General features: G+C 42.4%; 25 protein-coding genes, 1 tRNA gene and 3 pseudogenes. 8 read left to right on the forward strand and 21 right to left on the reverse strand.

Annotated features, from left to right (window positions below; genetic code table 11):
- Positions 1–74: 74 nt before the first annotated feature.
- Entirely contained in the window at positions 75–329 is a 255-nt protein-coding gene (locus HWQ23_RS03900) for a hypothetical protein (protein WP_292823790.1), read from the reverse strand.
- Between the two features lie 424 nt (positions 330–753).
- On the opposite strand from HWQ23_RS03900, the gene HWQ23_RS03905 reads away from it, so the two are divergent.
- Both HWQ23_RS03905 and HWQ23_RS03910 read left to right on the forward strand, forming a co-directional pair.
- Positions 754–1,629 (forward strand): SDR family oxidoreductase, encoded by an 876-nt coding sequence (locus tag HWQ23_RS03905; RefSeq protein ID WP_292823792.1) that lies wholly within the window; start codon positions 754–756, stop codon positions 1,627–1,629.
- A gap of 122 nt (positions 1,630–1,751) precedes the next feature.
- Positions 1,752–3,248, forward strand: coding sequence for a beta-barrel domain-containing protein (locus tag HWQ23_RS03910; RefSeq protein ID WP_292823794.1), 1,497 nt, complete (start codon positions 1,752–1,754; stop codon positions 3,246–3,248).
- Positions 3,249–3,430: 182 nt separating this feature from the next.
- On the opposite strand, the gene HWQ23_RS03915 is transcribed toward HWQ23_RS03910, so the two are convergent.
- The 7 genes from HWQ23_RS03915 to HWQ23_RS03945 form a co-directional block, all read right to left on the reverse strand.
- Complete coding sequence (locus HWQ23_RS03915; protein WP_292823797.1) at positions 3,431–5,035, reverse strand: S8 family peptidase; 1,605 nt, start codon at positions 5,033–5,035, stop codon at positions 3,431–3,433.
- Between the two features lie 484 nt (positions 5,036–5,519).
- Complete coding sequence (locus HWQ23_RS33570; protein WP_375466497.1) at positions 5,520–5,627, reverse strand: type II toxin-antitoxin system RelE family toxin; 108 nt, start codon at positions 5,625–5,627, stop codon at positions 5,520–5,522.
- Between the two features lie 157 nt (positions 5,628–5,784).
- Positions 5,785–6,012, reverse strand: a complete 228-nt coding sequence (locus HWQ23_RS03925) for a hypothetical protein (protein WP_292823801.1) — start codon at positions 6,010–6,012, stop codon at positions 5,785–5,787.
- Positions 6,013–6,154: 142 nt separating this feature from the next.
- Positions 6,155–8,854: a type I secretion system permease/ATPase gene (locus HWQ23_RS03930; RefSeq protein WP_292823804.1), complete on the reverse strand. Its 2,700-nt coding sequence runs from the start codon at positions 8,852–8,854 to the stop codon at positions 6,155–6,157.
- On the reverse strand, positions 8,803–9,585 hold the full coding sequence (locus tag HWQ23_RS03935; RefSeq protein WP_292823807.1) for a peptidylprolyl isomerase: 783 nt from the start codon (positions 9,583–9,585) through the stop codon (positions 8,803–8,805). The genes HWQ23_RS03930 and HWQ23_RS03935 overlap by 52 nt, the downstream gene beginning before the upstream one ends.
- Positions 9,586–9,849: 264 nt before the next feature.
- Positions 9,850–10,026 carry a hypothetical protein gene (locus tag HWQ23_RS03940; protein ID WP_292823810.1) on the reverse strand — a complete coding sequence of 59 codons (177 nt, stop codon included), beginning with the start codon at positions 10,024–10,026 and terminating at the stop codon, positions 9,850–9,852.
- Positions 10,027–10,030: 4 nt separating this feature from the next.
- Positions 10,031–10,828: a TIGR00297 family protein gene (locus tag HWQ23_RS03945; RefSeq protein WP_292823813.1), complete on the reverse strand. Its 798-nt coding sequence runs from the start codon at positions 10,826–10,828 to the stop codon at positions 10,031–10,033.
- 625 nt (positions 10,829–11,453) lie between these two features.
- Between HWQ23_RS03945 and HWQ23_RS03950 the strand changes: the two genes are divergently transcribed.
- Positions 11,454–11,885, forward strand: coding sequence for a VOC family protein (locus HWQ23_RS03950; protein ID WP_292823816.1), 432 nt, complete (start codon positions 11,454–11,456; stop codon positions 11,883–11,885).
- A 58-nt stretch (positions 11,886–11,943) separates the two neighbouring features.
- Here HWQ23_RS03950 and HWQ23_RS03955 read toward each other — a convergent pair whose 3' ends face one another.
- Together HWQ23_RS03955 and HWQ23_RS03960 are read right to left on the reverse strand one after the other, a co-directional pair.
- Positions 11,944–12,579, reverse strand: a complete 636-nt coding sequence (locus HWQ23_RS03955) for an esterase/lipase family protein (protein ID WP_292823819.1) — start codon at positions 12,577–12,579, stop codon at positions 11,944–11,946.
- Positions 12,576–13,427, reverse strand: a complete 852-nt coding sequence (locus HWQ23_RS03960; protein WP_292823822.1) for an RNA-guided endonuclease InsQ/TnpB family protein — start codon at positions 13,425–13,427, stop codon at positions 12,576–12,578. Before HWQ23_RS03960 ends, HWQ23_RS03955 begins: the two co-directional genes overlap by 4 nt.
- 504 nt (positions 13,428–13,931) lie before the next feature.
- Between HWQ23_RS03960 and HWQ23_RS03965 the strand changes: the two genes are divergently transcribed.
- Positions 13,932–14,477, forward strand: coding sequence for a hypothetical protein (locus HWQ23_RS03965; protein ID WP_292823825.1), 546 nt, complete (start codon positions 13,932–13,934; stop codon positions 14,475–14,477).
- Between the two features lie 34 nt (positions 14,478–14,511).
- On the opposite strand, the gene HWQ23_RS33355 is transcribed toward HWQ23_RS03965, so the two are convergent.
- From HWQ23_RS33355 to HWQ23_RS03985, 5 genes and pseudogenes are all read right to left on the reverse strand, one after another.
- Complete coding sequence (locus tag HWQ23_RS33355) at positions 14,512–14,679, reverse strand: after-VIT domain-containing protein (protein WP_365740528.1); 168 nt, start codon at positions 14,677–14,679, stop codon at positions 14,512–14,514.
- A pseudogene (locus HWQ23_RS03970) lies at positions 14,670–14,876 on the reverse strand (DUF4351 domain-containing protein); the annotation flags it as partial. The pseudogene HWQ23_RS03970 and the gene HWQ23_RS33355, both read right to left, overlap by 10 nt.
- 18 nt (positions 14,877–14,894) lie before the next feature.
- Complete coding sequence (locus HWQ23_RS03975) at positions 14,895–15,959, reverse strand: tetratricopeptide repeat protein (protein WP_292823828.1); 1,065 nt, start codon at positions 15,957–15,959, stop codon at positions 14,895–14,897.
- Positions 15,960–16,027: 68 nt separating this feature from the next.
- Positions 16,028–16,735, reverse strand: coding sequence for a 16S rRNA (uracil(1498)-N(3))-methyltransferase (locus tag HWQ23_RS03980; protein ID WP_292823831.1), 708 nt, complete (start codon positions 16,733–16,735; stop codon positions 16,028–16,030).
- A 13-nt stretch (positions 16,736–16,748) separates the two neighbouring features.
- On the reverse strand, positions 16,749–17,393 hold the full coding sequence (locus tag HWQ23_RS03985; protein WP_292823834.1) for a Uma2 family endonuclease: 645 nt from the start codon (positions 17,391–17,393) through the stop codon (positions 16,749–16,751).
- A 200-nt stretch (positions 17,394–17,593) separates the two neighbouring features.
- Between HWQ23_RS03985 and HWQ23_RS03990 the strand changes: the two genes are divergently transcribed.
- Entirely contained in the window at positions 17,594–17,839 is a 246-nt protein-coding gene (locus tag HWQ23_RS03990; RefSeq protein WP_292823837.1) for a hypothetical protein, read from the forward strand.
- Between the two features lie 5 nt (positions 17,840–17,844).
- Here the strand turns inward: HWQ23_RS03990 and sir are convergent, their stop codons facing one another.
- Positions 17,845–19,761 carry a sulfite reductase, ferredoxin dependent gene (gene sir / locus HWQ23_RS03995; RefSeq protein ID WP_292823840.1) on the reverse strand — a complete coding sequence of 639 codons (1,917 nt, stop codon included), beginning with the start codon at positions 19,759–19,761 and terminating at the stop codon, positions 17,845–17,847.
- Positions 19,762–20,028: 267 nt separating this feature from the next.
- A pseudogene (locus HWQ23_RS04000) lies at positions 20,029–20,301 on the reverse strand (hypothetical protein); the annotation flags it as partial.
- Positions 20,302–20,774: 473 nt separating this feature from the next.
- On the opposite strand from HWQ23_RS04000, the gene HWQ23_RS04005 reads away from it, so the two are divergent.
- Positions 20,775–21,716 (forward strand): ADP-ribosylglycohydrolase family protein, encoded by a 942-nt coding sequence (locus HWQ23_RS04005; protein WP_292823843.1) that lies wholly within the window; start codon positions 20,775–20,777, stop codon positions 21,714–21,716.
- Positions 21,717–21,906: 190 nt separating this feature from the next.
- Positions 21,907–22,348, forward strand: a pseudogene (locus HWQ23_RS04010) (ADP-ribosylglycohydrolase family protein).
- A 49-nt stretch (positions 22,349–22,397) separates the two neighbouring features.
- Here the strand turns inward: HWQ23_RS04010 and cutA are convergent.
- The 4 genes from cutA to HWQ23_RS04030 all read right to left on the reverse strand — a co-directional run bounded on the left by cutA (position 22,398) and on the right by HWQ23_RS04030 (position 25,420).
- Complete coding sequence (gene cutA / locus HWQ23_RS04015) at positions 22,398–22,730, reverse strand: divalent-cation tolerance protein CutA (RefSeq protein ID WP_292823846.1); 333 nt, start codon at positions 22,728–22,730, stop codon at positions 22,398–22,400.
- A 5-nt stretch (positions 22,731–22,735) separates the two neighbouring features.
- The gene (locus HWQ23_RS04020; RefSeq protein WP_292823848.1) at positions 22,736–23,746 is read right to left on the reverse strand and encodes a helix-turn-helix domain-containing protein; all 1,011 of its coding nucleotides are present in this window, start codon (positions 23,744–23,746) and stop codon (positions 22,736–22,738) included.
- Positions 23,747–23,767: 21 nt separating this feature from the next.
- Positions 23,768–24,619: a hypothetical protein gene (locus tag HWQ23_RS04025; RefSeq protein ID WP_292823850.1), complete on the reverse strand. Its 852-nt coding sequence runs from the start codon at positions 24,617–24,619 to the stop codon at positions 23,768–23,770.
- 141 nt (positions 24,620–24,760) lie between these two features.
- A complete protein-coding gene (locus HWQ23_RS04030; RefSeq protein WP_292823853.1) occupies positions 24,761–25,420 on the reverse strand; it encodes an Npun_F0813 family protein in 660 nt (219 codons plus the stop codon).
- Positions 25,421–25,777: 357 nt separating this feature from the next.
- Here HWQ23_RS04030 and HWQ23_RS04035 point away from each other — a divergent pair.
- Positions 25,778–25,850: transfer RNA gene (locus HWQ23_RS04035), tRNA-Arg, on the forward strand.
- Positions 25,851–25,881 lie beyond the last annotated feature (31 nt).

The following is a 25,881-nucleotide window of genomic DNA, read 5'->3' on the forward strand; positions in this document are numbered from 1 at the left end:
AATCTCACATTTGAACCCATCACCCGCCATAGGTTAGAAACCTACGGCTAATAGCCAAAGTCCTCTCAAGAGGACTAAACAATAATTTCCGCAAGCAAAATGGCATTTGACTTACTCAAAAGGTCTGTTTGCTTTCTCATTTCGGTGTTTTCCGCAAGCAAAATGGCATTTGACTTACTCAAAAGGTCTGTTTGCTTTCTCATTTCGGTGTTTTCCGCAAGCAAAATGGCATTTGACTTACTCAAAAGGTCTGTTTGCTTTCTCATTTCGGTGTTTTCCGCAAGCAAAATGGCATTTGACTTACTCAAAAGGTCTGTTTGCTTTCTCATTTCGGTATTTTCCGCAAGCAAAATGGCATATCAAGATAGCAATATGCTTGATAGCTGACTCATTCGAGTAATTCACACACTCAGGACAACTATCCCTTTGAGATTACTTGACGACCAGGAGAACCTCCTGAACTTGCACAAGGCTAAGATGTCGCTTAAACAAGCTATTAACTTGTTAAGCCAGTAAAACTAATTCCATTACCCTAGCCCCCACATTTATTAAAAATATGGGGGATAATTTTTAGAGATTAAGATTAAATAAGGTGTGAACTATTGGCTTGGTTGGCGTGAGGATATCTTGAGCATGATGACTCAGTATAAAAATATGCTGAGATTCTGTTTAAGTATTGCTGAAGGGACTTTGAGCAGATAGGGAGCATTTCGAGAACTATAAACACTGTAACTATTCAATTTAGGTATTTATATGTTTCTAGTAACTGGAGCAACGGGAGGAATTGGTCGCAGAGTTGTGCGACTCCTACGACAACGAGAACAGTCTGTACGGGCATTTGTTCGCCTGACCTCGCGCTACAGCGAGTTAGAACATCGGGGTGCAGAAATTTTCATCGGTGACTTGCGAGAGGAAAAAGATATCCAGAAAGCTAGTCGGGGTGTACGGTATATTATCAGCGCTCACGGTTCTGATAGCGATGCCCTATCTTTAGATTACCGCGCTAATATTGAACTCATTGACCAGGCAAAAGCCAATGGCGTAGAGCATTTTGTCTTTATTTCGGTACTAGGAGCCGATCGCGGATATGAAGACGCTCCTGTGTTCAAAGCCAAACGAGCAGTAGAGCGATATTTGTCAGCTAGTGGCTTAAATTACACTATTTTACGCCCAGCTGGATTAGCATCTAACTTGCTGCCACTAGTAGAAAGGTTTCGGGAAACGGGATTGTATCTGCTGATCGGCGATCGCAAAAACCGTACCTCAATTGTCAGTACCGATGATTTAGCAAAGATAGTGGTGGATTCTGTGACAGTTGAAGGCGCTCGTAACCAGATTTTATCGGTGGGAGGGCCGGAGATTTTATTACGAGAAGATATTCCCCGGATTTTTGGTCGGATCTTCAACAAACAGCCAGTAATAATTAACTCACCATTATTGGCCGTTGATGGGTTACAGAGTGCATTGGGTTTATTTAATCCCCAAATCCAAAAAGCTTTAGGAACTTATCGCACATTACTAGCAAATGAATTTTTCTGTACAAAAGATGAAATTGCTACTTTAGAGGCAATTTATAACTTCAAGTTAGAGACATTAGAAAATTTTTTGCGGCGCTATCTAGCAGTTTGAAAGGGGAATGGGGAGTAGGGAGTAGAGAGTAGAAGAAAGGATATAAATGACAAACAAACAATAAATCATTCCCCATTCCCCACTCCCCACTCCCCACTCCCCAATCTAAAATCTAAAATTCTATGAAATCTTCCCTAGCTGCAAATGCTGCTCAAGCACGTCAGACAAAAGAGCGATTCGCCCAACCAGAGGAACAACTCACCTATGAATTAGGGAAGGCGGTACAGGAATTGCCACCCCTGTACACTAGATTATTAGCGGGAACGATGAGCGTCATCGTATTCGGGGCGATCGCCTGGGCGCACTTCTCGCAAATAGATGAAGTAGCAACAGCACCAGGGGAATTAATTGCTTCCACACAGGTAAGACCGGTAACATCCTTGGGTGGAGGGTCAATTGTCGGCGTGAAAGTGCAAGAAGGCGATCACGTTACTAAAGGTCAAATTCTGATTCAAAAAGATCCAGACTTGCAGAAAACCGATGTTTCCCGCCTAGCCAAATCTGCTAGATTGATTCAAGAGGATTTACAACGTTTGGATGCAGAACGTACCGGAGGCAAAACTGCTGGGACGAAAGTACAAGATGAACTTTTAAGCTCCCGCCTGCAAGACTTTCAAGCGCGTCAAGCTGCGGCGGAAGCAGAAGCAAACCGCCAACTAGCACTGCTCAATCAAGCCAAAGTCCGTTTGACTCGGTTGCAAGACAACTTAGTTAATGCCAAAAGTAGTGTTGGGAATGCTCAAACCAACCTTGTGAACGCAAATAGCATCCGAATTAAAATTGAAAGTAATTTAGTCCTTGCACAAGAAAGGGAAAAAAGCTTACGCACCCTAATTACTCCTGGCGCTGTACCTCGTGTCGATTATTTGGATGCTCAAGAAAAATTAACTCGTGCAAAGACAGAAATCACTAGAGCACAAGATGAAGTGACCAACGCCCAGAATAAAATCACAGAGGCTCAAGATAAAGTCACATCATTAGAAAAAGATATTTCTGGCCAAGTCCAAGAAATTCGTCAAGCAGAACAAGCTTACAACGGTGCACGCAGTCAAGCCCAACGTCTAGCATCAGAACGCCAAAGTGAAATTTTGACCCAGTTCAACAAGCGTAAAGAAGAACTGACAACTGTTCAAGGTCAATTAGAGCAGGCGACAAAGCAGCAAGCTTTGGAAACTATCGAGGCTCCCGTTGCTGGTACGATTTACAGAGTTAAAGCCACCAGGGGGCCAGTACAATCAGGTGAAGAATTGCTGTCAATTTTGCCGGAAGGGGAAGAAATGCTCCTAGAGGTAAAAGTTCTCAACCGCGATATTGGATTTATTCGTCAAGGAATGAAGGCAAAAGTAAAAATGGCGACTTTCCCCTTCCAGGAATTTGGCATTGTGGAGGGCGAAGTCATGCAAGTGAGTCCGAATGCAATTGTTGATAAAGAATTAGGCTTAGTTTTTCCGACAAGAATTAAGCTAAGTAAACACTCAGTGAACGTGCGGAATCAAGAAGTAGAATTTACACCAGGGATGACCGCTACAGGTGAAATTGTCACTCGTAAAAAGTCAATTTTGACATTCATTACTGAGCCTGTGACACGGCGGTTCAACGAGGCATTTTCGGTTAGATAGGTTTGTAGCCTCTGTTGTTTTCACAACCATTGCAAAAGCGATGCCTGCGGTTTTTACTAGCCTACGCACCCCACAACCCACACCTAAAACGTAAGGGTTTAGCAATGCGCTTTACCCTTACATTCATTTACGATAGATGAGCGATCGCTCTACAGCTACACTGGTTTTATATTTAATTCAACTCACCTAGTTAGTAGTTTGAGAAAATCAAGATTATTCTCATCTTGATTATCATCATTGCTATCCACATGGGTGCCGCCCAGAATCTTCTCATCGCTTTGGAATTGCGACCATAATTCGGGATCGGCTAATCCCTTATTATCTTCGGTTGCTGTCAGATATTTTGCTGGTTTTGCTTCGGCGTAGCCCCTCCTAGACATTGCCTCGCCGTTTAGAGAACCAAAATTAGAACTATTAAAACTAGAAATTGTCTGTGATGTGAGATAATTTGTAGTTTGTGCATTGATGGGTAGCAGGTTGTCGTCAGACATCGCCTGCGTTGCCAGAGAACTGACATGAGAAATATTCAAACTAGAGATTGTAGTTTGTGTATTATTTCCGGCTGTGTCTGCAATCACCTGACTCGCTAGAGAACTGACATGAGAAATATTCAAACTAGAGCTTGTAGTTTGTGTACTATTTCCGGCGGTGTCTGCGACAATCTCACGGACTTGGGCATCAGTCAGTTTGGAGTTAGCACTAAGCATCAGGGCAACTACCCCAGCAACGTGGGGAGCAGCCATCGACGTACCGCTATAAGTAGCATACTGATTATTTGGAACTGAGGAGTAGACTTTGACTCCTGGGGCTGTGACGTAGGAAATTTCATTCGTTCCAGAGCGGTTAGAGAAGTCAGCTAGCTTATTATTCTTATCGACTGCCCCAACGGCAATTCCCGACTTGGATGCATAGCTGGCGGGATAATCTGGTGATGAGCCACCATCATTACCTGCTGCCATGACGACAATCACTCCTTTGCTGCTGGCATAGTCAATTGCTGACTCTAAAGTGCCATTAGAAGATGCGCCTCCTAAACTGAGGTTAATCACGTTAGCTCCATTGTCCACAGCATAATGAATGCCCTTAGCGATGGAACTGTAAGAACCGGAGCCAGAGTCATCTAAAGCTTTGACAGGCATAATCTTGGCATCATAAGCAATACCAGTGACACCATAGTTATTATTCTCTCCAGCGATCGTCCCAGAAACATGAGTGCCATGACCGTTGTCGTCTAGAGTGTTGTTGCTATTACTAGCAAAGTTCCAGCCGTAATTATCATCAACGTAGCCATTGCCATCATCATCTATACCGTTACCGGCAATTTCCTTGCTATTCGTCCAGATGTTATTTTTTAAATCCTCGTGGTTGTAGTCAACTCCAGTATCTACAACAGCAACAACAACGCCTTTACCTGTGTATCCGTGTGCCCAAGCTTCTGGTGCTTTAACAAGGTCTGCTCCCCAATTATTGCCACCAAGATCAGGAACATCAGCAAAGGTATTTTGACCAGCAGCTTTAGCCACTGCTGCTGCTGCATTAATTAAACCATAGCCATTGGTGGAGTTATAATTACTAGTGCTAAAAGCATTAGCAGTAGCGTTATTGCTATTTTCGGAGGCACCATTTTTTAGCAGATGCACATCAGAATTGGCTGAGTTGTAGCTACTACCTTTGCTGAGGTTGAGGCTGTAGTGATCCTTCGTATTAAAGGTATCTAATGAGGATGTTGAAGAAGCATTTAGCTGTTGAGTTGATAACAGATTGTGATTAACATCATCACGGAGCATAAGTATTTCTTTCTCACAGATATCAATCGTTTTTTGGCAGTTTGAAGCGTTAAAACCTTTACCAAGGAAAAGATTTTTATCAGCCCTATTGTCAATAATTACTATGGAATTTCATAAGAAAATGCTAATTTTATTACCAAAAAACCTTCTGATAAATGTGATTTTTATTAAGAGTAAATTACTGAAGTGATTCTTAAATCTTTATAGTGTATTAATTAAGACTTTAGAAAAAGAAATTATGCAGGAAAAATGCCCAGATTTATTCTTTAAAAAGCTAAGTAAGTGGATCAAATTAAATATCAAACCTCACCCTGCCTCCGGCTTCCCTCTCCTTAATAAGGAGAGGGATTGAGGGTGAGGTTTGATCTTATATTTAATTACGCCTACCTACTTATACAATAATATTTAATTTCAACTTTGATTAGCTATAATTGTTCGCCCCAAGCGGCACTATTAGCACAGCTTGAAAATTTAACTTCGTAACTCACGTTACATCCTGATAAACCTTGCTAGGATGTCCGATTTCCACAACATTCACCACTAGAATATCATCGAAAATATCGTATATAACTCGATACTCACCTACTCTAATCCTATAAGCATTTTCTTTACTTTTAGCTTTTTTACCCCGCTCGGACGGGGTTCTGTGGCTAAATCATCAATTTTAACTTGTATGCGTTTTTGAAGTTCTGGCGATAATTTTTTAAGTTGTTTTAATGCTGCCTTTAATATTTCAACTTTATTATGACTTACGCAACTTCCTTTTTTATTTCTCGTTTAAGTTCTTTTTTAGCTTCCTCCCATGACACTGAGCCGTCAACCGAGGCGGATTTTTTTGCTAGCTCATAGGCTTTTAAATCTTCATCTTCGATTTTTTGAAGTAATGCGTAAATCTCATCTAGAGTACTGTCATAAGCTTGGTTTAGCAGTACGTTGATATCTTTGATTAATTGTTCGCGTTCGTGTGCTGATTTCATTTTCTAGTTTCGTCTAAAGACATCTGATCATTATCAAGCGGAACACCGAGTTTGCAACCAAATCAAATGGCAAATGAAGCATAACTCCATTCGCCAAAGACTATCTATCAAGTAGGTACAAGCTAAAAGCTAGTTAAATCTACTAAATGTTTGCTTGTTGTCGTTGATATAGTGACCAATACAAACCCTTTTGTTGTAACAACTGTGAGTGAGTACCACGTTCGGCAATCACACCTTGCTCCAATACCAAAATCAAATCAGCACGTTTGAGGGGAGCAAAGCGGTGAGCAATCAAGAACACGGTACGATTAGCGGAAATTTTTTGCAGGTTTTGCAGTACCTGCTGTTCAGTTTCACTATCTAAAGCGCTGGTAGCTTCATCCAAAACTAAAATCGGCGCTTGGGAAAGAAATAGCCTTGCTAGGGCAATACGTTGTCTCTGTCCGCCAGATAAAGCGGTACCGCGTTCACCAACATTCGTTTCGTAACCGTAGGGTAATTGACTGATGAAGTCGTGGGCTACTGCTAATCTTGCCGCCTCTACTACTTGCTCTGCGCTAATGTCAGGACTACCGAGAGTGATATTTTCCAAAATGGAACCGTTGAATAAAAAGTCTTCTTGGAGAACTACACTAACTTGTTGCCGCAGTGAGGCTAAATCGGCACTTTTAATATCAAAACCATCAATAAGGATGCGTCCTGATTCAATTTGATAGAGGCGTTGCAATAGCTTAGACAGGGTACTTTTACCAGAACCGCTACGTCCGACAATGCCAACAAATTGCCCTGGTTCGGCATTGAAAGAGATTCCGCGCAGAATTGCTTCAAAGTTTGGCCGGTAGCGGAAAAATACTTGCTCGAAGGTGACTTGTCCTTTCAGGGGTGGTAAAACTAGACCAGTTCCCAGTTCTGCTTCTGGGGGGACGTTGAGAATATCACCAATCCGATCTACAGAAAGTAGCACTTGTTGGAGGTTTTGCCACAACTGTACTAAGCGCAAAAGTGGGCCTGTGACTCTACCAGACAGCATTTGAAATGCAACTAGCTGCCCGATTGTGAGCTTTTGTTCGATGACTAACTTGGCTCCAAACCAGAGAATCAGCATGGTGGAAAAATTGGTGAGAAAGTCACCAATGTTGCTGCTGATATTGGAGGTAGTAGAAGCTTTAAAACCTGTGCGAATGAAGCGAGCAAATAAGCCTTCCCAGCGATCGCGGGCTACTGGTTCTGCTGCATGGGCTTTAACGGAGTGAATCCCTGTGATTGTCTCCACTAGAAATGATTGACTATCGGCACTCCGGTTAAAAGTTTCGTTGAGCCAGTTACGCAGAATTGGTGTTGCAACTATCGTCAATGTGGCAAATAGCGGCAGTACTGCTAAGGAGACAAAGGTGAGTGGGATGTTATAGTAAAACATCAATGCTAGGTAGACCACAGCAAAGATGCTATCTAAAATCACAGTTAATGCTGTACCTGTGAGAAACTGACGAATTTGTTCGAGTTCCTGGACTCGTGCTATTGTGTCTCCAACGCGCCGCGACTCAAAATAAGCCAAAGGCAGACGCATCAGATGGCGAAATAGCTGTGCTGATAAACTCAAATCCAGACGACGAGCTGTATGGGTAAAGATGAATAGGCGCAGGATGCCCAGCATGGACTCAAATATGGCTACGCACAAAAGTGCGATCGCCATCACATCGAGAGTCGGCAAACTCCCCTGCACCATCACTTTATCAATGACGACTTGGGTAATTAGTGGGGTTGTTAATCCCAAAAGTTGCAAGGTAAAAGATGCTAACAATACTTCTGTTAGCAATCCCTTATACTTCCAGACTGCTGGGGTAAACCAACTGAGGTTAAATTTTTCTTGCTGGGATATGAGTTCTACTTGCCACAATCGTCCATCCCAAGACGCTTCAACTATAGACTGCGGCAAGCTTTCACAAGTCCGTTCCGGATTTAGAGGGTTAGCGATAATTAGGCGATCGCCCTTAACTCCATAGGCTACCACCCAGGATGGATGGGGTGAGTCAGAATTCCACAGCAGTAAAGCTGGAAATGACAGTTGTCGCAACTCACCCCAACTCACTTCTAACCGCCGCAACAATAACCCTAACTTTTCTCCTGCTTCCACAACCTGTTTTGGGCGTTGTCCTCTGAGTTGGCGCTGCACCCATTCCAGTTGCACAGAATTTTCTAACTGTTGCGCCACCATTGTTAAACAGGCAGCTGCGGTGTTCCAGCTGGCAACAAACGGATAATTTGAGACGATTAGATTGGCGGCTGGAAGTCCTCTTTGGGGTTGGAGGCTGTGGGGGCTGGAAGTCCCCTCCGAGGCTGGCGCTAGTGAAGCAGCCGAAGAAAAGGAAAATGTCTCTTTTTCTCTCTCCATGCCTACTGGTAACACTTGCCAGAACTCCTGAATTTGTGGGTGAGAAAATTCTGCCCACAGCGCACTATCCCAACACACTACTACCACTTCTTTACTAGCAGCTACAGCTTTAAAATCCGCAGACAGCTTTTGTAAGTCACCAAACCAATCGCCCACTTCTAGAGCTGTTAAAGGTTTGCCAACCCCCTCTTCTCGTAAGCGAACTTTCCCAGCGACAATTAAGAATTGATAACCGCCGACATCGTTAGACCAGATTTTTTCTCCGAGACGATATTGACGGGTTTGGCACTCATTTTCCAATTTGGATTGTTGCTCAGGAGTCAGCCAGCATAACGGTGGCTGATTCCAAGGCAAAGAAGCTAGCACTTTTAATCGTAAAGATTCATTATCCAGAATTTTTAACTCACTTGTAACTTGACTGTCAGTTTTTGAATTTTCTCTGCTAGCCATTTCTCAAATAACTCATTTTGTAGTGCTTGCTTTAGTTGAGTATCTTCTAAAGACGCTGGGAGAAATTGTTCTACTCGAAACAAACCATAAGGCCCTTCTCCTTGGGGAGAGTCTTTGCCAACGATTTCTATTGGCCCGATCAATTGCCCAGGACTCGCCACATCAATAGCTGCCCGTAATATATCCGGCATACTTCCTCGGCTGATGATTCCCATCATGCCGTTCACAATTCGGTCATCTGCAAGGGAATACTCTTTAGCTAGTTGCTCAAAACTACCTCCTTCTTCAATTTGGGTTTGGAGTTCGTCTGCCAATTCTCGATTATCAACAACAATCCGAGAAACTACTAGCCGATCCAAAAAGATTTTGCGCTCAATAAAATATTCTTGGAGTTTTGGTTCCGTGACTACAGCTTTCAGCTTTTCTAACTTGTAACCAAAAGTAACCGATGCGTGAAAGCTAGCGTAATCTGTGTTGTTGGTCTTTAACCATTCTTGAAAACTTTGGGGGTCAGTCAGTTGATTTTTTAGCCTAAAGTCAATAATTGCCTGTTCAGTTATTGCTGTACCAATCTCAACATCGTCTCGTGTTCGGATTTCTGACTCAATTACGTACTGGCGAAGAATATCCCCAATAAACTGTCCCAATTTTCCAGAGGCTTGCAGGTACTTTACTGCTGACTCAATAGAAATTATTTGGTCATTAATTGTCAAGAATGATAAAGATTCCATGAACTAATTATGCGATAATGGTTAAACACTTATAGGAATTTTAAGTTGAATCATATAGAAATCATCTAGTCGTTGATGGATAAATATGATAAAGATTCCATGAAATTAATTACATCTAAATGGTCAAAAAATTATATAGCTAGTAAATAATATAATTTCCGATAATCACTTTTACAGTCTAGGGGGGACAAAACAGGATTGAAAATCTTAGTTGTAAGGCAAAGCAACTTGTGTAACCAAATCTTTATAGATTCAGAGAAATAATCAGGTAGGTAGATAGACGAAAATAAAGCAAAACACATTAATAACTGTTTGTTGCCAGTTTTCTACGCCAGTTACTAAAACTCCCGATACTGGCTTGCTCATGTCACCAAAGTTGTAGGAACTGACGTAGAAAAATCTTCCCAGAGGCGACCTTAATGAGTAATTGTTTATTCTCACCGGTTTACTTAATGATACTTATCCATGTCCAGGAAAGTAGCACAGCCGCGATCGCACCGATTAATGTATTGAAAATATTTACTACTTCATTGGTCAGCCAAGTATACTTAGATTGCAGCGTTGCTCCAATCACGCTTTCTATGTTGGTGGCAATAAATGCTGCCAGCACACACCAAGCGACTCCTAATAGATCAATTAAACCAACTGCCCAACCAACAAATGCGATCGCTACAGAAGCTACGATCCCAGCTAAAGTTCCCTCCAAGCTTACCGCCCCTTCTGTACCGCGAGGCACTGGTTGAAGTGTGGTAATTAGAAAGGTGCTTTTACCATATGCTTTACCGACTTCACTAGCAGTGGTGTCAGCCAGCTTGGTACTAAAACTCGCTACATAGCCTAACAATAATAGGGACTGGAGATTGGAGACTAGGAATTGGGGACTAAGTACAATAAATCCCGAATTTATCAACCCTACTCCCAAGGCACACAGCGCCCCAGTCAAAGCCGAACCCCAAACATTTTCTGGGCCTCTTGCACCAGAACGCTTTTCGGCAATTCCTTCAGCCTCCTTCTGCGCCATACCGATGCGGGTAACGCCAGAACCAACCAGAAAATAGAACATTACTACTACATATCCTTGCCAGCCTAAAGTTACCCAAATTAGGATAGCCAGAAACCAAGCGTGGAATAATCCTGCTGGGGTAAGCAGCTTTTTCGGAGCAATCCCAGCTAAACCCAATAGAATTGTGTTTAATCCTACCGCTACCAACCAGGGATTAACAGAATCAATTAAGGATGACATCAGCAATTAATCATGAGTAATTTTGTCTGAATATCAACAGAATAACGAATTTCTCACACTTAGTGCTGAATTTCTGACACCTCCCCAGATCAAGTAATATGTTTGTATTATTAACCCAATAGCGTAGGCATCGCTTTGAAAGCTGAGTGTAAAATTACAAACATTGTCTTAGATATACAATCCAATATTGACTAAAGAAGGTGGATTAAACAAAATGCAAAACTTTTGTTTAATTGGGTGGACTATTCGAGCGCGTAACGCACCCAACACACTCTAATAAAGTTATAAGTTATTAAATCTACGTTCCTAAGCGTGTGTTCATGCAAACCTAAATTAGTATAGCCGCATGGTGTGACGGCTGAACTGCTACTCAGGCCCCAATTTTAGTCATTAGAATAAAGAATATAAGTTAATGTCAATTAAAACTGTGTTCAAGTTAACCACAATCAAGACTTAACAGCATAAATTATAGATAAGCTGGTGGGCGTGAATAATTAAATGTTTGTAGTAAGGGCTGGAGCGGCTTACTACGAGCCAATTTAATTAATTTTACATTGCGTAACATAGTTTGATTTCTTCTTGCCCAGTTACTTAGCATCAACTACTAGTCTTTTCCACATAAACTATGAGTCAAACTTTATTCCATCTGGCTTTCCCTGTGACTGAAATTGCCCAAACAAAAGCATATTATGTGGATGGCTTGGGCTGCATTCCTGGTCGTGAAAACCAGCACGCCCTGATTCTCAATCTCTACGGTCATCAACTAGTGGCTCACGTCACTAAAGAACCCTTGACACCGCAACACACTATCTATCCCAGGCACTTTGGGCTAATTTTTAGCCAAGAACGTGATTGGCAAGACTTACTAGAAAGGGCACAACAACAACAGCTACTTTTTCGCGAAGAAACCAAAAATCGCTTTGTTGGGTCTCCTCTTGAGCATCGTACTTTCTTTTTAGAAGATCCCTTTTATAACCTAATGGAGTTCAAGTATTATCGTCACCCAGAGGCGATTTTTGGGAGTTACGAACATACACAAATTGGGGATAGGACTTAAAAAATTCACACATTTACGCATTCAAAATTAAGAAATGCAAGCGTAACAAGCATCCTGGCTACTGACTGGATACTTTCTTAAGCAAGGGCAGCTTAATACCCTCTGCTAAAGCTGCTTTCACTACTGCTAAACTCCTGGGGTCTGTTAGCATCCAAGGGTGTAGAGGAACTGGTACTATTACTTCGTTTCCTACGGACATTTGTGAACTATTCGCTGGGACAATCATCAAATCATAAGGTGTCCAGATAGACGTAAAATCTAGCTGCCCCAATATTGCAGCATCAGAATTTAAATCCTTGAGAAAAATGCTGTCGGGGCGCATTTGTACGCAACCAGGACGCCAGGAACCATAAGCAACCACAGTTCCATTATGGGGCGAAGAGATTGTGATAAACCTCTGAACGCGGTTAATTCCTCCTAGTCGCTGAACATAGTAACGGCTGACAATTCCTCCCATGCTGAAGCCTACTAAATCCAGGGGTTGTTCTGGTGCAAAGGTAGCTGTAACATAATTGGCTACTTGTTTTGCCAATTCATCAAGACCCACATCACCATTATTAGGTACCAGATCCAGGGAATATACAGACCAACCCTGTAGTCTTAAGTGAGCCGCCATTTTATGGAAAACTGCCTCTGTGTCGTCAATCCCGTGTACTAATAACACGGGATTGCGCTGCTGATTTTCAATGTTCATTTACAGCCAATAATTCGTGTAGTCTCTTGATGAACCCAATTTTGCCTTTGGTTAGCAACAAGTCTATTTAGTTTACTAACCTGTTTTTGGGCTGAGTTCCATCGTCTAGAAGCCTTTATTTTATTTTTGAAATTGGGTGAACGTTTACGACGTTTAGCTTTACCTAAACATTTATTTTTATGTTCAGCCTTTCTCAAAAATCGAGGTGCTGGTATCAATCCATTTTCTTCTCTACGAGACGCTACGCGAACACCATTAGTCCAAGCAATAGCATCATTGCATCCTAAATCAATAGCAACTATTCCCGTATCAGTATGTCGGACATTTTTAAATAAGATTTCATCAACTTCCAAAAGGATACTTGCATACCATTTACCATTACGGTAAACAACATCCATCGCTTTAGGATGCCCCCATAGCCTAGCTTCACCCCGCATCTGGATTTGACCAATCTTAGCCAATTCCAAATAACCGTTATCGCCTGTACTATGGGCTTTCCAACCTGTAAAGCTTGGATAACTCCAACCAGAATAATGTCTGATTGATTTGAATCTGGGATACTTCCCTAATCCCTTGAAAAAACGTTGAAAAGCGAAGTCAACACGCTTCAAAGTTGCTTGTAATGCTTGGGAGTTAACTTGCTTATATTCTATCCAAACGTTCTTAAACTCAGGTAAACAATTTTGCTGTTCAAAGTAGGAAACAGACTTACCAAACTTTTTATAAGAATTGACTCTATTATGTACTGCGGCGTTATAAAGTTCCTTGTGTAACCGCCTATGATAGTGCAATAAATCATTCACTTGTTTAGTAGGGTATAGTCTAAAAGTCGATCGTCGTAACGCCAACAGTAATCACCTCCTGTTCAGTTTCTTGAATTATGGTATACTACCATCGTGTAATTCAGCAATTACGCGAAACTGTTAAAAGATATTTTTGCAAACAAAACTGAAATGCTTCTAAAGATAGTTTGTATAAAAGTTAACTAATTAATCTCCCATCTGCCAATAGGGTATGACACTCCCCCCACTGGTTGAGAGTAAACTGCTTGCTTAACTTCAATTAAATATTTATCAAACAAAGAAATGTTAATTATTATAAAGCTTGCTTTCAGAATCTTGCTCTTAGTTACAGTAAAATTTAATAATTAGTTCTCGGTGTATGCAGGTTGCAAATGCCTGCAATAGAACATTTGCCCTGTAGTTTTACTACAATGTTAATTAAGCACAAACCTATTAAGGGTTGTCACCAGAACGGGGTGACGCAAAGTAGAAAATGTAACATTTTGTCGTAATTTTTAACGATTACGGTCGAGTTCCCAATATAAAAGGTAAAAGGCAGGAGTAATTGTAATGGATTTTATCAAAAAGTTAAGTTCGGGTATTCAGGGTTTTCTTAACGGTATTCTGGGTTTCATTACCGGACTGTTACCAGGGAAGAAGAAAAGCAACGGCTACTTCTTAGAATTGGACGAAGCCAAAGATGCTGCCAAAGATGCTGCTAAAGACGTAGCATCGAATGCCAAGAAAATAGCAGAGACAGTTACATCGAATGCTAAGAAAGTAGCACAGACAATTGGATCAGAAGCACCAACTCCATCCAAACCAGAATCATTGAACGGAACAAAAACCGCAGCAACTAAGAGTAAGGAAAAATCAGCTAAAAATCCCAAACCACCCGATGTTACGCTAGTCCAGACTGCTGAGGGTCTTAAAGTTGAACCTGGCAAAAAGGCAAAAGCCGCAGCAGCCAAAGTACTCAAAGAGCAGCCAACTGAAACAACCTTTGCGCCTAAATATCTCGCTCCTTCGGCTATTAGCTCTAATGGTCGTCGCCGTCCAGGGGCAAATATGAGTGCTTACCTAGACATGGCACGTCAGGTTAAAACGCCTAAGTAATTGATAGAGACCGTAAATTTACGGTCTCTATAAGTTAAACGTGAAGATGCAAGGTTAAGATAACTTTGCCAGTTGTAGATGGGTGAATTCTCCAAAGTAGGAGCGATCGCTTAATTTTCTCCACTACAACTGCATCTTTTAGGGTCGAGACTTTTTCATCTAAAACTACCCGTCCTACCCGACCTTTATTGAGGGTTCTAATATTGCAGGATGTTCAGCAAATCTTCCTAGCAATCCTAGCACTTGTAAATTAGAGCTTTGCTGTTTAGAAGGAGTAAACAAAACATCTATTTCTTTAATCTCTCCTGAAACTTTTTCTGATGGCTTGACTTCTCCGTAATCTTTTAGTAATTCTTCCAGATAGTCCTTGGCGAATTTTTCATGTATAAAGCGCGTCATTTTATACTTGTCTACGAATTATTTAATAAACACCAGTCCACTATATAAATGAAAAGCCGAGTCCCAATTAGTCTGTTCTCTACGAAACAGATGAATATGAGACTTGATATGACCCAGCATTTCTGTTTTATCTAATGTTGTATCTGCAAAATGCGTAAAATCTGACCAAATTTTGACTTGAGGTAGTTGCTGGTCAATCCAACTCGATAAATTATTCCAATTAATTCTGATTGTATTTTGGCTAGCTTGGGGAATAATTTCTAAACCTTGTTGGAATTGATAGCCGTTATCATAAAGTCGGAGAATGCAACGTCTACCAGGTAGGTGTAAATCACAAAAGTGAGCATAGTCTTGTGTTTGAGTTTTCCATTCCAGTTTACGGTGGGCATCAACATCTACAACTTGTTCAAAAATGGGCAAAAGCCCCACTACTTTTGCTGTCACTTCTGACCAGTCAAAGCTGAGAGAACCGAGTTGATTTGCCTCGTTGCAGCAAACAATAGTAGCTTGTGGGGTAGATTCTTGGAAATATTTGATTTGATAAACTTGAATTTGCTGAATTTGAGCTATTGTTGCCCAAAAGCAAGGAATGCCAGCCTGCTGTAGCTGTTTGCCATAAAATTTTAGTTCTCCTACTTGGCCAGTGCGGTACAACCTCCAACCACGGCTTGGTAGTACCAGTCGTGCAGTGTAGGGGTCTAACTGCATAATCTGGGCAAATTTTCGAGACGCTTCTGTTTTCATCTCGGTAGTGAGTGGTTCTAAGACTAGTACGCCAAGTTGGGTGTTATTCGGTTGGGCTGTTGCTTGAGAAATGGCTCTTTGTCTTTCTTCTTGTTCCATTTCTTGTAGCCGTCGCAAAGCTTGACGTGCGAGCGTCACTATTTTGGCATTCCTTGTATCTAGCAGCAGTTGCCGATAAATTTTTTCTGCATCTTGGCGCTTTTCAGATACTTCATGTAGCCGACCGAGATAATATTGCACCCAAGGATTCTCGGGCGATTCTTTTTGCAGCTGTTTGAGTAATTTAGCAGCTGTTTCATAGTCTTTATGCTCAAAAGCGATCGCAACTTGCTCAATCATCACTTACTTTAAATGCACGCTGGAGTGATGTCTCGCGCAAAATCTCTTTTGCGTGAGCTATAAATCATTTATACTTCACAAGCTGCGGTAATCAAGGATAATGCTACTATTGGAGCCGTAACTGCTCTCAGGATGCGCCGACCAAGAGAAACAGGTTGAAATCCAGCTGACTTCGCATTCTCGATTTCTTGTGTTGTCCATCCCCCCTCTGGGCCAGTAGCAATGACAATCTCGCCAGAGATGCTACTCAGCATTTTGTTTAAATGGGGATACTCTCCACGAGCCTCACAAATGTAACGGTGACTTGTCTGATTAGCAGTGACAGCAGTGCTAAAAGTAACAGGCTCTAAAATTGTCGGCACAAAAGAGCGCTCTGATTGCTCGGCGGCTTCAGCTGCGATGCGCCGCCAGCGTTCAAGCTTTTGAGGACTAGGATGAAGCAAAGTGCGATCGCTCAATACTGGTGCAATACAAGTTACTCCCAACTCTGTACAACACCGCACCACTTCATCAAAGCCATTGCCTTTAGGCAACGCCACCATCAGCGTAATAGATATAGGTAATTCAGTTTCTACTAAAAGTGGTTCTAAAACCTCTGCTTGTTCCCTTGCTAACTGCGCTAACCACCATTTTCCTTTACCATCCATTGCAATAAAGCGATCGCCTTCACGCAAGCGCAACACACGCCCCAAATAATGCTGTTGTTCTTTTGTAAGTAAAATTTGCCCTTGTTGGAGTTGGTCAGGTGCGATCGCAATTCTTTGCAGTTGAGACATTTTTCTTAATAAATTATTGTCCTGCTGTAGACATCTGCTGTCTAACCCAGCTACGGAAAGCACGAGTTGCTGCTATTTGTCCAACTTTCTTGCTTTCTTGGATAAATCGGGGAATCTCCGTCACTAGCACGGGCGCAAAAGTTGGACTGCGATCGCTTTGCGAGTATTGTCCACTGTTAAAGGTGTAAATTCTCAACACATTTCCGTTATACCGCCAGAATTCTGGGACTCCCATTGAAGCATAAAGGGTCAACTTGTCTATCTTCGGTTTGGAGTATTCTACTTCCAATACTAAGTCTGGTGGTGGGTCTGTACTCAGGTCAATATTTTCTTTGTTGCGGACTAACAATTCGTTTTGGATATAGTAACTACTATCCGGCTCGGCTCCTCGTTCTAAATCATCTCGCGTCATAGTCAACGAGCCAGCGCTTTTAACTTCTAAACCAAATTCTTCACACAGCACAAGAACAAAACCTTCAATGAGACGGTTTGAGTTCTCGTGTGGCATCTGCGGCGTCATAATTTCTACTATTCCGTTGTCATAAGCTAGCCTTTTATTTCGCTCAGATCCCATATCTGCCAGCATGGCTTTGAATGTCTGCCAGCTAATGTTTTGCAGCACATCCCTAGTTTCTGCAAATTTTGCTGTCGTTACCATAATTCAGGTTTTCTGTGGATGTGTTACCTAAACTCTATACTGAAACAGGTAAAAAAGACTTGTCAGAACGTGTTCATGTTTGTAGCAATTGCGGCTATACAGCTGACATTATGTCGTTTACAACGTCTACAAGGTTTACTGGATAAAAGTTTTACGTTGTTGCCATTTTCTACAACGTCGTTCATTCACCATACTCCTCTATGATCTCTTCAACAATCGCCCTGACCGAACCCCTGTCTACTTTTGACTTCGCCAACAGCATCCACTGCTCATTTCAATATATAAACAGAGATGTTGCAGCCGCTCAAGTCGTTCTCTTAAGAGGATGTGCAGCCGTTGGGCAAACGGTCAAGATGTTTGATGAGGGTAAGTTCATTAGAACTCCTGTGATTCCAGAATCCCACTGCTGTGAAACTGAGCGTTCTTTGTTAGTTTCACAGCCGTAGGAGTGTCAAGAAAGATTTTGGAAGTAAGTCTCTAGCGCTTCAGTCACTAACTGAGTCATAGGCTTACCTTGACTTTCTGCTACTTGCTTCAACTTACTATAAACCTCTTCTTTCAAATTTACCCGATGGCGCGATTTGTTTCCAGCATTGGCTGTTTGGGGATCATAGCTAGCTGCAAATTCGCGGATGGCATCAAAACCAACGCGATCGCAAAAATCACCAAAGCTTTCCTTAGATTTCCGAGATTTCTTAAAGTAAACAAAAATCGGCTCTAGGAAGCTGTCTAGATCATTATGGTGCAGCTTCTCTGTGTAAGGTTGCGCCAGTCGCGTCTGATTTGGCGAACCCCCTAACCATAATTGGTAAGATTCGGGAGCGCTACCGACAAAGCCCAATTCTGCTAAGTAGGGACGAGCGCACCCGTTGGGGCATCCTGTCATCCTTACCACAAAATGCTCATTTTGTAAACCAACTTTATCTAACAAGGCACGAATCCGCTCCAAAATCCCCGGTATTGCGCGTTCTGATTCTGTGATTGCCAAGCCGCAAGTCGGTAAAGCCGGACAAGCCATTGCATACCGCACTAAAGGTTCAATTTTACTAGGGTCGTCTCCGACACCGTGACGGCTGAGAATGTCTTGAATAGCTTGCTTCCTATCTGGTTCGATATCGTAAAAAATTAGGTTGTGGTTGGCTGTCAAACGGATGGACAAGTTGAACTGTTCGACAATTTCCCGCAAAGCGGTTTTCAGTTGAAACGAACCTTCATCCTTGATTCGACCATTGTCAATAGAAATTCCTAAGAATAGCTTGCCATCACCTTGTTCGTTCCAGCCAAGGAAGTCGTGATATTTAAACTCTGGTAGTGGTTTGAAGGCTTCAATTGATTTGCCGAAATATTCTTCAACTTGGGCACGGAATTTATCTAAGCCCCAATCGTTGATTAGATATTTTAATCTGGCATGACGACGATCAGTGCGATCGCCATAATCTCTCTGGGTAGCAACAATCGCTTTTACTATGTTGTAAACGTCATCTTTCGCCACATAACCGATGGGGTCTGCTAACCTAGCGAAAGTTTCTTCTTTACCGTGGGTTCTACCTAAACCACCACCAGCAAAAATATTAAATCCTTCTAGCTGTTTCTTTTTATTAGTAATTACTACCAACGTCAGGTCTTGGGAATATAAATCAATCGAATTATCCCCTGGCACCGTCACGCAAATTTTGAACTTGCGGGGCATGTAGTGTGTACCATAAATTGGTTCTTCGTTGTTATGGATAATTGTGCCATTGCCATTGCGCTGTCGGGCTGCTTTCACCTCTGGGTTCTCTTGAGCACTAATTGCTTTTTCCCCATCTAGCCAAATTTCGTAATAAGCGCCTGTCTGTGCTGAGAGCAAGTCAGCAATATTCTGGGCATACTCCCAAGCATACTGATACTCTGGGCGATTCTTAAATGGGGCTGGTGGTGCCATCACATTTCGATTAATGTCACCGCAAGCTCCCAAAGTCGTACCCAGGTTCTTGACAATTGTGGCAATTGCTGTCTTAAGATTCTTCTTTAAAATTCCGTGCATTTGGAAACCTTGACGGGTAGTTACTCGTAAGGTGTGGTTGCCATACTCATCAGCTAGTTTATCTAAAGCCAAATACAGCTGCTGTGGTACCAAACCACCCGGATTTTTTGTCCGCAGCATAAACTGGTAATCTTTTTCCTGTCCCTTGGTGCGGTTGTCACGGTTATCCTGCTGGTAAGAACCGTGAAACTTCAAAAGCTGCACCGCATTTTCGGTAAAATGGGTAGTGTCTTCAAGGATCTCACTTGCTACAGGTTCACGCAAAAAATTACTATTTTCCTTGATTCCTTCTACTTTGGAAGGCTTACGGCTAGCGATGGGGGAAGGAGCAGATTTAACCATTAGACTTGTATAGTATTCTCAATAAAGCATTAGTAGACGCCGAATCAGCACCCTTCGGCTAGTTGATCTCCGGTAATCCGGCCGGAATAATGAGGAATAGTCTAATTTTACCACGGCAAAAGCAGGCTTTGTCAGTTATGTAACACTTAACCAAACCAGCTTTTTGGAGTAGTAAGTTTTGTTAGCTTTCTTCGGGGCGTTTAGCCCGTGCTGAGTCCTGAGTACTTAGTAAAGTATAAAGCGACTAAGGACTCAATTATCTTTTATTTATTTGAAGCGATCGCCAAGACCGCCATTGATGCTAACAGCAGGAGTATCGCTATTTTGGTAGGCACCAAGTCCGACTTTGGCATTAGTGTTGAATCGGAAGTTGTTAGCAACTTCCGATTCAACACCAGCAGCTAACACTACTGAATATCTCTTACCTATAGGAGTTGGTTAGCCATCTTTTTCTACAAAAGAATAACCACCAGTTAAATAGGCATTAGTTCTATTAGTGATGGGCACATCCACAGAAAGTTGTGGGATAATGGCACTCGTCTATATTCCAGTCCGAAAATCGTGCGTTCATGTTCCAAATGTTTCCCAATTATTCTTATATGACCAAAACAGACTCATGATACAGAGCAACTAAATTTATTTATGAGGATTATTAATGCGTGAATGCGTGAATTCGGAGCGTTCGCCTCCGGTCTCGTAGATAAGCGACGTGACTGTTATTATTGATGCATAAGCCTTACAGGCTAACTATCCCTTATATTTCTAAATAAGCTGTTATAATTACATTTAAATATTTTTTCATTCTAGTTTTTTCTCCCCAGATAGACGCTTTTGAAACTGGCGCAACATTTGGAACTAAAACTAGGTCGGTATATGGGAAATAAAATACGCGATTAACAATTTTTGCCGAGTTTTTCACATAGGATGAAAAAGTAGGCTGTAGCATCTGTTGCAACAAGCTATAGAGGAAATCTATAAAGTTAATTTTGAGCAATTCTTGTGGAGATTGAATAATGCTAACCGCTGCAAAAACGTTGTCTGGTTTGATGGGTTTATGTGTCGGTGATGCGTTGGGTGTGCCGGTGGAGTTTACTAGCCGTGCTGAACGAGTAAAATCTCCAGTGACAACAATGCTGGGTTATGGCACATGGAATCAACCACCAGGAACTTGGTCAGATGATAGTTCCTTAAGCTTTTGCTTGGCAGAATGTCTTTGTAGAGGATATTCGTTGGATGCCATAGCCAATTCCTTCTGGCGCTGGTACAAAGAGGCTTACTGGACTCCTCGCGGCGATGTCTTTGATATTGGTCAAACTACCCATACAGCAATTATGCGCCTGAAACAGGGAGTTGTTCCCCATCAGGCGGGTGGTAAGGTTGAAAATAGTAATGGCAACGGTTCTTTGATGAGAATCTTGCCGATGGCTTATTGTCACAGAAACTTGACTTTAGGCGAATTGCTGGCGCGGGTGCATGATGTTTCGGCGATTACTCATGCTCATGCGCGATCGCAGATGGCCTGCGGCATTTATATTAGTATTGCAGTGGCGCTACTAGAAGGGGCTGACCTCCAAACAGCTTATCTACAAGCATTGCAAGACATCCAAACAATTTATTCTGTGCGAGAATTTTTGTTAGAGAAGCCGCATTTTGGCAGAATTTTCAGTGGTGAGATTGCCAAGTTACCAGTAGAAGAGATTAATTCTGGTGGCTATGTGATTGATACCTTAGAGTCATCGCTGTGGTGTTTATTAAATAGCTCGTCTTATTCTGAGGCGGTACTGAAAGCTGTCAACTTAGGCGGAGATACTGATACTACTGCTGCCGTCGCAGGTGGGTTAGCGGGTATTTATTACGGCGTGGAAAATATTCCTCAACAATGGATGAACCAAATTGCTCGTAGACAAGACATTATTTACTTGGCAGAGCGTTTTGCAAGGGCTGTTTACAGTTAGTTTGGAATTAAAAATTATAAGCTGAAAAACATCTAAATTGCATAACCTAATTAAACCTAACTCTTGTGGGGTGGACCGGAAAGCCCGCCCTAATGGGAGAAAGTTAAATGTGGAACAGCTTACCAAGCGTTTAATCAGCGACTTTTCGCAAGTAAAATCAGTTGTAGAAAAGTTTCATGCTGCTTGAAGAATGCTAACCGCTGCAAAAACGTTGTCTGGTTTGATGGGTTTATGTGTTGGTGATGCGTTGGGTGTGCCAGTAGAGTTCACCAGCAGCGCTGAACGAGTAAAATCTCCAGTGACAACAATGCTGGGTTATGGAACTTGGGATGTTCCTGCTGGTACGTGGTCAGATGACAGTTCGCTTAGAAGAGATTAATTCTGGTGGCTATGTGATTGATACCTTAGAATCATCCCTGTGGTGCTTGTTAAATAGCTCGTCTTATTCTGAAGCGGTGTTGAAAGCTGTCAACTTAGGCGGAGATACCGATACTACTGCTGCTGTCACCGGTGGGTTAGCGGGAATTTACTACGGGGTGGAAAATATTCCTCAACAATGGATGAACCAGATTGCTCGTAAGCAGGACATTATTAACTTGGCAACTCGTTTTGAAGCAGCTGTTTACGCTTAGAGTTAGTAGTTGAGAGTAAAGAGTGAGGAGTTATGGAAATTCTAACTCCTCAATCTTTACTTTTAACTTGCTGAGAAATCCACTGCAAGTAAGCTTGAGAACCGGCAACAATTGGTAAAGCAATAATTTCTGGCACTTCATAGGAGTGCAGTTCCTGAATTTTGGCCTCCATTGCCGGAAATTGCGCCAAGTCAGTTTTAATCACTAATTGCCATTCTTGCTCTTTATGCAGTTCCCCTTGCCAGGTATAAATTGAGTGGATTGGTAACAGACTCACACAAGCAGCGAGTTTCGCTTCCACAAGGGCATTTGCAATTGCTTCTGCCTCCTGCATGTTGCCAGCTGTCACCAATACCACACCATAGCCAGCAGGTGTCTCCATGACCTCTAAACCGTCGTAGACAACGAGTAGACCTGACCATCAATCAGCAATCGTGTGATGCCCTTAGCTTGCAAATGAGTCCGAGCCTTATGGAGCATTTTACTATCAGGAACTTTAATCACGCGATCGCGCTTCGTAGAAAAACGCTTGGCGACGCGATGATTATCAAACACCGGCAGAGTTCTTTGCTGAGTTTCCAGGCTGGGAATTTGCCCCAAATCACCAAAGTCCTTGAGAGGTCGGGTAATTAATTCCGAGGAACGGTCAATTACCAGATAGCAAGTTTTAGGCAAATTGGCTACCGACAGAGGTAAAACTTGAACTGATGCTTCACCTGGTCTTCGTTTTGTGACTAACGGCCTTTGGTCATCCAGGTCATCATCATCAAAGTCTTCTTCTTCAAAATCGTCATCTTCTAAATCGTCATCTTCTAAATCATCCAAATCCTCTGATTCGTCTAGCAAATCTTCGCCCAGCATCTGCGCGATGACGGCCGCACCTGGATGTTCATTCTTTAGCGGTGGGATGGAGATGCTGACTATTTCCGGCGGCTTTTGCTCTGGAGTTTCTAATTTCTCTGTTACTCGTAGCTTCGGTTTTTCCGACACCGAGGGGCGTCGCCGCACCCGTCTACTAGCGGCGATTGACTCCGCCGTTTCCTCTGAGTAAAGTTCCTCATCTACACGAATTACCCGACGTGGCAGTGGCTCAACCTTTGGCACTTCCAAGGGTTGGCTTTCAGTAGGTGGAACTTCTATCTCCGGTATCTCCGGCTCTGGTTGAATCAGCAGGGGTAACTGCTCGTAGCTTACCTGTGCCCTTCCCTCAGGAGTTCTCGCAGCCCGCTTTAAAGAGACTAAGTATTCATACTCGTCTTCTGGTAAAGTGCTTTTGAGCAGGCGACTAATTGTCGAGTTACTCACACCATAGCGGTCTGCCAAAGTTGAGGTTGTTTCGGCAGTCTCTCGATATAACTTAAGAATTTCTTGCTTGTCAGACTCTGTTAATTTTCTCACGGTAGATACCAAAAATCTTTACTAAGTTCGTTTCCGTCCGCCGGTACGCCGCGTTCGTCTTAATGATGCGTCATATTCTAAGACAGCGCCCATGCCAAATAACACTCCACTAAACACCCAAAACACTTCTAATATCTCCCCACTTTGATAATTGGGGCCTTGGGCATATTTAAACCACATATCTGCAATGTAGAGCGAAAAGGCCGCGGCTGCAATCATTCGCCAAGACTGGGAAACTCTTCCCCCCCAAAAGGCTAACAGCAGAGTGGTAGCAATAATTAACAAAACCACATCGCTAACTACGTAAAACCAGTTCAAAATAGCGATTAGCAGTTCTGAGGGTTTTTCCTGTTGCATAGAAATCCACCATGCCAACAAACTACCGAATACTGCAATTCCTAAGACAATTAGCCACTGCCATTTTTCCAGGTTGATTCGCCTGGAAGCCACAGCTAAAGTCATGCCTGCGCCAAGTAATAGATAAGTCAGTACAAAAAATATATCGCCTACAGACACATCCGGTTCATCTTTTAAAACTATTTCCGTATAGCCGAAAATTATCCCCCCAACGAAATAGGAAAGCATACCTAGCCCAATTAAGAGCCAAACATTCCGTCCACTGACGATTTGCGGACTCAGCCAGTTCCTCAAGCATAAGATACTGGCAGCCAAATAAGCTAAAGCTTCAAAAATATTTGTGCCAATCACATACCACTGGGCCCGGCTTTCTATGCCATTTGCTCCGGGAACTTTGGCACTAAACAACAAAAAGTATAGCAGTGCCAGTACCGCCCAGCCAATATTAGTTAAGACAATGTTCTGAGTCGTGAAAATTGATTTAGAAAGGAACGAATTCTCGTAAGAGTTATTCATAGGGCAAGACTTATGTAGATGCACTCTGGCAATATTTTGAGTTAAAAGACTGTATATGTAGCAGTGTGTCTGCCAAGTAATACACAATCGGACAGCAAAAGCAAGTGCCAGTGGCAGGAATTTTGTTAAAAAATTTCCATGCTACTGCCATAGTTTACCCAGTGGCGATTGATTTAGCCAACTGATAAACAGCGATCGCTCGGCTTCTGGCATATCTTCTAGCTTATAAATCACTTGTTTGGTAAAATTAGCGTTGCCAAAATACGCCTTTCCTAATCGATGGAGTTCTTGTAACAGGATAACTACATGATTTTCTTGCCAATCAGGTATTTTGGCTGTCGGCAAAGGATTAGTAGATACCAAATATTTAACCGCTTCTAAAGAAGATGCTTGGGGAAATTGCTTCTGCTTTAATGCTTCGGCAATATCTTTCTCAAATAATGCAGCTTGTTTAGCACCTAAAAACTCTTCAATATCGATATAAACACCTTGCAACAGCAAAAGACTGGCTTGGATTAAAATCCCCGTTTTCCCATGACCACCTGTGTCAGTACCCAGATGCTCTAAACGGATTTTACCCCAGACGCTAAAGCGTTCCGGTTCCTCTAGTAAAACACAGGCTTTACCCCGGTTATCCGTTAATTCTCTCCATAAGGCTCTAGCTTCTTCCTCTTGACTAGCTTTGAAGACACTAATCAAGCGAAAAGTCTGCCCTTGATAACTAAGAATCGGCACCTGCTGATCCTTTTTTGGGTGCTGAATGCTTGATATTTCAACATCCTGCCGTTTGAGAATAAACATGGCACTAGCAAATAACTCCTCACAGGGGCACTCTTAATATGGAATATATAATGGCATTTGGCAGCATCGCCAAGGCTGAAATTAGCTAGCATACTGTGGAAATGAACCTAGCGATCGCCAGATATTTCCCGAAGGTAGCCATCCAGAGGGCGTTGGCGCTAACAGGCAAATAACTCCTTGACAACTCAATATATCTAAACCAATACCCCATCTGTTTCGTTTTCGGTGTAGATTGACTAACTAGCGACTAGCATCTTAGCCTTGCTAGTGGTAAATCTGCAATTTTCGATTGCTTCTTGGTAGGTGAAGACGATATAATAGTCTAGATGACTCCTTTGGGAGCCATTAATTTATGTTGGGCGCGTAGCTCAGTGGATAGAGCAATTGCCTTCTAAGCAATCGGTCGCAGGTTCGAGCCCTGCCGCGCTCGTTTTAACTCAACATGAACCCTCAAGCACTGT

Source organism: Nostoc sp. JL33, from assembly GCF_017114985.1.
In the GTDB taxonomy this organism is placed as follows: Bacteria; Cyanobacteriota; Cyanobacteriia; order Cyanobacteriales; family Nostocaceae; genus Nostoc.

Bases quoted from the DNA above. Each gene is read 5' to 3' on its own strand.
- HWQ23_RS03900 (WP_292823790.1), bottom strand. From the start codon at position 329: ATGAGAAAGCAAACAGACCTTTTGAGTAAGTCAAATGCCATTTTGCTT.
- HWQ23_RS03905 (WP_292823792.1), top strand. From the start codon at position 754: ATGTTTCTAGTAACTGGAGCAACGGGAGGAATTGGTCGCAGAGTTGTG.
- HWQ23_RS03910 (WP_292823794.1), top strand. From the start codon at position 1,752: ATGAAATCTTCCCTAGCTGCAAATGCTGCTCAAGCACGTCAGACAAAA.
- HWQ23_RS03915 (WP_292823797.1), bottom strand. From the start codon at position 5,035: ATGCTCCGTGATGATGTTAATCACAATCTGTTATCAACTCAACAGCTA.
- HWQ23_RS03925 (WP_292823801.1), bottom strand. From the start codon at position 6,012: ATGAAATCAGCACACGAACGCGAACAATTAATCAAAGATATCAACGTA.
- HWQ23_RS03930 (WP_292823804.1), bottom strand. From the start codon at position 8,854: ATGGCTAGCAGAGAAAATTCAAAAACTGACAGTCAAGTTACAAGTGAG.
- HWQ23_RS03935 (WP_292823807.1), bottom strand. From the start codon at position 9,585: ATGGAATCTTTATCATTCTTGACAATTAATGACCAAATAATTTCTATT.
- HWQ23_RS03945 (WP_292823813.1), bottom strand. From the start codon at position 10,828: ATGTCATCCTTAATTGATTCTGTTAATCCCTGGTTGGTAGCGGTAGGA.
- HWQ23_RS03950 (WP_292823816.1), top strand. From the start codon at position 11,454: ATGAGTCAAACTTTATTCCATCTGGCTTTCCCTGTGACTGAAATTGCC.
- HWQ23_RS03955 (WP_292823819.1), bottom strand. From the start codon at position 12,579: ATGAACATTGAAAATCAGCAGCGCAATCCCGTGTTATTAGTACACGGG.
- HWQ23_RS03965 (WP_292823825.1), top strand. From the start codon at position 13,932: ATGGATTTTATCAAAAAGTTAAGTTCGGGTATTCAGGGTTTTCTTAAC.
- HWQ23_RS03975 (WP_292823828.1), bottom strand. From the start codon at position 15,959: ATGATTGAGCAAGTTGCGATCGCTTTTGAGCATAAAGACTATGAAACA.
- HWQ23_RS03980 (WP_292823831.1), bottom strand. From the start codon at position 16,735: ATGTCTCAACTGCAAAGAATTGCGATCGCACCTGACCAACTCCAACAA.
- HWQ23_RS03985 (WP_292823834.1), bottom strand. From the start codon at position 17,393: ATGGTAACGACAGCAAAATTTGCAGAAACTAGGGATGTGCTGCAAAAC.
- HWQ23_RS03990 (WP_292823837.1), top strand. From the start codon at position 17,594: ATGATCTCTTCAACAATCGCCCTGACCGAACCCCTGTCTACTTTTGAC.
- sir (WP_292823840.1), bottom strand. From the start codon at position 19,761: ATGGTTAAATCTGCTCCTTCCCCCATCGCTAGCCGTAAGCCTTCCAAA.
- HWQ23_RS04005 (WP_292823843.1), top strand. From the start codon at position 20,775: ATGCTAACCGCTGCAAAAACGTTGTCTGGTTTGATGGGTTTATGTGTC.
- cutA (WP_292823846.1), bottom strand. From the start codon at position 22,730: ATGGAGACACCTGCTGGCTATGGTGTGGTATTGGTGACAGCTGGCAAC.
- HWQ23_RS04025 (WP_292823850.1), bottom strand. From the start codon at position 24,619: ATGAATAACTCTTACGAGAATTCGTTCCTTTCTAAATCAATTTTCACG.
- HWQ23_RS04030 (WP_292823853.1), bottom strand. From the start codon at position 25,420: ATGTTTATTCTCAAACGGCAGGATGTTGAAATATCAAGCATTCAGCAC.